Source organism: Embleya sp. AB8, from assembly GCF_049739465.1.
GTDB lineage: Bacteria > Actinomycetota > Actinomycetes > Streptomycetales > Streptomycetaceae > Embleya.
The window spans coordinates 1-5242 of the sequence record NZ_JBMHHY010000063.1 but is presented as its reverse complement, the minus strand read 5'-3'; the positions used below and the strand labels follow the sequence as shown (position 1 = coordinate 5242).

Genomic DNA, 5242 nt, shown 5'->3' with positions numbered 1-5242 from the left:
GGGTTTCGGGGGCGTGGGCGGCGAGTGGTTCGGGCCCGGACTCGGCTGTGCCCGTTGATTCGCCTGCGGTTTCACGGGCGGCGGGGTGGCGTGGTTGGGCCCGCGACCCGGGCTGCGGGGGTTTCGGGGCCGTGGGCGACCCGTGGCCCGAGCCCGGACCCGGCTTTGCCGCGCTTGCGGTTCGGGGCGCGGGTCGGCTTCGGTGCTCGGCTCTTGGGCGTGCGCGGACACGGTATCTCTCCGGTCCCGGCTCGGTGGGGTCCGTCGGCTCGGGATGCGAGTCGGCTTCGGTGCTTGGCCTTCGGGCGTACGCGGCTTCGGCGTCCGGACTTCCGCCGAGCCCGGGTCCGATGTAGTCACCGGACCCGGCTCGGCTGTGCCCTCCGGCGAGGCCGGCCGGTGCTTGGCCGGGTTACCTGGTTTCGGTCATGGCTCGGCCGCAGGCGTAGGCGATCGGGCTGACGAGTTCTCGGGCCTCGGGGAGCCAGCGGTTGAGATCGGTGGGTTCGCGGGCCCAGGTGGCGCTGCCGGAGGTGCCCATTCGGGACGGTGGGGCCACCACCCAGTCGCCCTCGCCCTTGGGGATCAGGTCGATCGGGCTGGTGCCCCAGCCGATCCGGCGGAGCATTTCGGCCATCTTGTCGCGCGCGCCGGGGAGCACCAGGAACTGGAGGCGGCGGGTCGGCGTCGCGATCACCGGGCCGAGCGGGAGGCCCATACGTTCCAGTCGGGCCAGCGCCAGACAGCCCGCCTGTTCGGGGACGTCGATCACGTCGAAGCCGCGGCCGGTGGGCAGCAGGATCGCCGCGTCCGGGTGCTCGCTCCACCAGCGCCGGATCAGCGCGGGCGAAGCGGCCGCCTCCACCGCCCAGTCGCGCAGGATCGGATGTGCGCCGGGGGTGGCACAACCGGGATGGCCGCAGCTGCAACGACGCCCCGCACTGTGCTCGACCACCGAGGCGCCGGGAACCACGTCCCAGTGCCGATCCTCGGCGTAGCGGATTGCGGTCTCCACAAGCGTGTCGCGGGCGAGCTGCCGGGCCCCCAGGGTGTCTTCCACGTGCTGCACAACTGCGGGACCGCGCGATGGTTACGGCCGGGTGGCCCTCTGCTCCCGGCCATCCGTACGGCGGCGCCGCCGCGGCTTCGGGTCGGGCGCCGCCCGGCTGTGCTCGGGACCGGTGAAACCGGATGATCGGGCGCGACGGGATCACCGGTCGCCATCCGGCGCAAGGGGGGCGCATGGGTGCAGATCGGGGGGCGCAACGAAGGGTGCCCTATCCGCTGCGCTATACGGGTCACTACGCTCCGTACTCGGATGACATTTCATACGACTGCCGGGCAAGATCGGCAATTCCGGTCGGGATCGAGTTCCGACCCGGGGATGACGTCCGCTTGATCGCATAACGGACTCACCAGGCATCGAGGCGCGGACACGACGGGACCGGGCAACTTCCCGTCGCGCCGATCCCGCATGTCGCGAACCCGCACCAACGGTCGGGGAGGGAACGCCGATGGCCGCGCGAACGCAGGCGACGAGGCAGCCCAACGAGAGGCTGACGGCACTGATCCAGGAGGCCGGCTGTTCGAATGCCGGGCTGGCCCGACGGGTCAACATGTGCGGGGCCGAGCACGGTATGGACCTGCGCTACGACAAGACCTCGGTGGCCCGCTGGCTGCGCGGCCAGCAGCCGCGCGGCGCGGTGCCGAACCTGATCGCCGAGGCGATCGGGCGCAAGCTCGGCCGGCCGGTCACCGTCGAGGAGATCGGCATGGCCGACGGTCGCTCGCTGGCGACCAACGTCGGCCTCCAGTTCGCCGCCACCCCGGCGGGCACCGTCGAGGTGGTCACCGAGTTGTGGCGCAGCGACGTCAACCGGCGCGACTTCCTGCTCAACTCCTCGGTCGCGGTGGCCGCCCTGGTCGCGCCCAGCCGGGACTGGCTGATCACCGAGCCGGACCCGCAGGTGGCCCGGATCGGCGGGCCGCGGGTGGGCGCCTCGGACATCGAGGCGGTGTGCGCGACCACGGACATGCTCTCCGCGCTCGACCACCGGTTCGGCGCCGGGCACATCCGGCCGGTCGTGGTGCACTACCTGGGCAGCGTGGTCACCCAATTGCTCAACGGGACCTATTCCGACGAGACGGGCCGCGCGCTGTTCGCGGCGGTGGCCCGGCTCACCGAGCTGGCCGGCTACATGGCCGTGGACACCGGCCAGCCGGGTCTCGCCCAGCGCTACTACATCCAGGCCCTGCGGCTGACCCAGGCCGCCGGGGACCGGGCCTACGGCGGCTACGTACTGGCCGCCGGGATGAGCCATCTCGCGGGCAGCCTGGGCAATCCGCGCGAGATCACCCAGCTCGCGCGCGCCGCGCAGGAGGGCGCCAAGCACGAGGCCACGCCGACCACGCAGGCGATGTTCCACGCCGCCGAGGCGCGCGGGCACGCGCTGCTCGGCGACCTGCGCGCGTGCGAATCCTCGCTGTCCCGGGCCCAGTCGGCGATGGACCTGGCCACGCCGGGCGAGGACCCGGCCTGGATCGAGCACTTCTCGCAGGCGTATCTGTCGGACGAGTTCGCGCACTGCTACCGCGATCTGGACCGGCCCCGGCAGGCCGAGAGCGCGGCCCGGGAGGCACTGGGCGGGCACGCCGACACGCGGGTGCGGCGCCGGGCGGTGGACACCCTGCTCCTGGCCACCGCGCATCTGCAGCAGAACCGGCTCGACGAGGCGTGCGCGGTCGGCTCGGAGGCGCTGGACCTGGTGGGCCGGCTGCACTCGGCGCGCGGGCTCGAATACCTCAAGGACTTCCAGCGCCGGCTCGAGCCGTATCGGGAGGAGCTCGTGGTCCGGGAATTCGCCGAGGCCGTACACGCCGTCCCGGTCTGAGGGCCGCCGCGGCGGATCGGGCCGGGGGCGTGTCTTCAGGCGCCCGACGGGGCCCGAAGACACGCCCTCGGAGGCCCGAGGGATGCGCCGCTGTTCGTCACTCGAACGTCTGAGTTACCGTCGGGCGGTCGGGGCCACCGGCCGCCGGGCGATCCGGCCGGTCGGGCGACCGCCCGGCGCGACGGCTTCGAGGCGACGAACGGGTGGATGGCATGGGATCCGGTGGAGCGGACGGCGGCACGGGCGGACCGGGCCGCAACGGCGGGCAACCGGGGCCCTCGCCCTTCGGCCCGCTCGAACTCCCGCGCGACGAGACCGAGGCGCTGCCGAGGTTCGACGACTACGCGGACCAGGGGCCACCGCAGCCGTACGACCCGGGGCACTATCCCGGGCCCGGGCAGCAGCCGCCATATCCGGGGCAGCAACAGCACCCATATCCGGGGCAGCAACAGCACTACGCGGCGACGCAGGCGTTTCGACAGCCGCCGGTACCGGCACCGGCACCGGCCTACGCCCCGAACCCGCCCGGCTTCGCGCCGCCCGGTGCGCCCGGTGCGCCTGGCGCCCCCGGGGGTGTGCCGCCGCGCCCGCCGCACGCGCCGCCCGGGGCGGTCGGCTCGCCGATGGGGGCGGCGCCGGCGGCCGGTCCGCAGCCCGTCGGGCCGGCGGACGCCACGCAGGTGTTCCCGGCCGGACTGTTCCGGGACGAGGACGGCGCGCCGCCGCCCGGGCAGCCGATGCCGCCGGCCCACTCGGCGCAACCGGCGGCGACCGGCGGGTATCCCGCGCCCCAGCCGTACGCCCAACAGCCGTCCTACGGCCAGTCGTACGCGCCGCCCGCCGGGTCCCCGCCGCCCGCGGCCGGGCCGGGTGGGTACGCCGACCCCGGCCCGGGCTCCGGGCGGTCCAGGACGCCGCTGATCGCCGCCGGGGTCGGTGCGCTCGTCGTGGTCGCCGCGATCGGGGTGTTCGCCAGCGGTGCGTTCGGCAACGACGACAAGAGCGACCCGGCGGCGAACAAGGGCGCGGCGGCGAGTAATTCGAGCACCAAGCCGGACCCGGCGGGCGGCGCCGCGCCGCAGACCGCCGCGCCGCCGCCCGCCAAGGCCGACGACACCGCCGCGCAGGCGTCCGCCGTGGACCAACTCCTCCAGTCCGGGGCGGGTTCAAGGCAGGCCGTGTCGCAGGCCGTCCAGCAGATCCAGAAGTGCGAGGACCCGGCGGCCGGCGCCCAGGCACTGGCCGCCGCCGCGCAGCAGCGCGACCAGCAGATCGCCGGCCTGGGCAAGCTGACCACCGACAAGCTCCCGAGCGGCGCCGATCTGGTCGCCGGCCTGCGCGAGGCATGGACCGCCTCGGCCGAGTCGGACCGCGAACTCGCGGCCTGGGGAACGGAGATGGCCTCGGGCGGGTGCCGCGACCATCGCGCCGACTACACCGACCACAAACGCGCCGCCGACCGCGCGGGCGGCCGAGCCACCACGGCCAAGAACAAGGTGGTCGGCCTCTGGAACCCGATAGCCGGCGGCAACAACCTCAAGAAGCGCTCGGCCGGCGACTTCTGAACCCACCGGCGGGGGCTCACGTTTCGGCTCGTCCTCGACCCACCGAGGCCGATCCGCCGACAACCCGAAACCTCTTGACGTTGACGCGCCGCGCACCCCCGCCGGGGGCACGGGCCCGTCCTACGCCCGCCACGCCGCGCACCATCCGCCGCCTGACCGCCTGACCGCCTGACCGCCTGACCGCCTGACCGCCTGACCGCCCGACCGCCCGACCGCCCGACCCCGGGCCGCGCTGCCGAGGTGCGCCGGTGGACGCCGCGATCGGTCCGGCGCCGGCGACCGTATGCGCCGACTTCCGCGCGACCGGTCGCTCTTCGGGCCGCTCGCTGCGCTCGCCCGGTTGTCGGGCGTGGCGTGGGGTGTCGCGGTCGGCGCCGGCGGAGGCGCGAGACGCGTCCCGACGGCGGCGGGTCGCCTGCACCGATTCGCGCGCGACCGCCCGTCCTTCGGGCCACTCGCTGCGCTCGGCTCGTTGCCGGGATGTGGCGGGTGGCGCCGTGGCCGATCCCGGCGGAGGCGCGGGGTGCGTTCCGGCGACTGCGGCCCGGAAGCGCCGACCCGCGCGAGGCCGGCCACCCTTCCTCGACGGCGAGGGGGTGTCGTGGCCGCCAGGGGAAGCGCGGAATGCGTTCCGTCCCGGCGGTCCGGGTGTGCCGACTGCCGGGTGACGGGTCCGCGCTCGCCGCGCCTGCCGCGCTCGCCGCGCCTGCCGCGCTCGCCGCGCCTGCCGCGCTCGCCGCGCCTGCCGCGCTCGCCGCGCCTGCCGCGCTCGCCGCGCCTGCCGCG

At 75.1% G+C, this 5242-nt stretch carries 3 protein-coding genes; 2 read left to right on the top strand and 1 reads right to left on the bottom strand.

Annotated features, from left to right (window positions below):
- Positions 1 to 412 precede the first annotated feature (412 nt).
- Positions 413 to 1069 (bottom strand): bifunctional DNA primase/polymerase, encoded by a 657-nt coding sequence (locus tag ABIA38_RS45020; RefSeq protein ID WP_424644861.1) that lies wholly within the window; start codon positions 1067 to 1069, stop codon positions 413 to 415.
- A 445-nt stretch (positions 1070 to 1514) separates the two neighbouring features.
- On the opposite strand from ABIA38_RS45020, the gene ABIA38_RS45015 reads away from it, so the two are divergent.
- Together ABIA38_RS45015 and ABIA38_RS45010 are read left to right on the top strand one after the other, a co-directional pair.
- Positions 1515 to 2891: a transcriptional regulator gene (locus ABIA38_RS45015; protein WP_424644860.1), complete on the top strand. Its 1377-nt coding sequence runs from the start codon at positions 1515 to 1517 to the stop codon at positions 2889 to 2891.
- A gap of 212 nt (positions 2892 to 3103) precedes the next feature.
- Positions 3104 to 4456 carry a hypothetical protein gene (locus ABIA38_RS45010; RefSeq protein ID WP_424644859.1) on the top strand — a complete coding sequence of 451 codons (1353 nt, stop codon included), beginning with the start codon at positions 3104 to 3106 and terminating at the stop codon, positions 4454 to 4456.
- Positions 4457 to 5242: the final 786 nt, after the last annotated feature.

Excerpts from the sequence above, each read along its gene's own strand:
- ABIA38_RS45015 (WP_424644860.1), top strand. The coding sequence starts at position 1,515 with ATGGCCGCGCGAACGCAGGCGACGAGGCAGCCCAACGAGAGGCTGACG.
- ABIA38_RS45010 (WP_424644859.1), top strand. The coding sequence starts at position 3,104 with ATGGGATCCGGTGGAGCGGACGGCGGCACGGGCGGACCGGGCCGCAAC.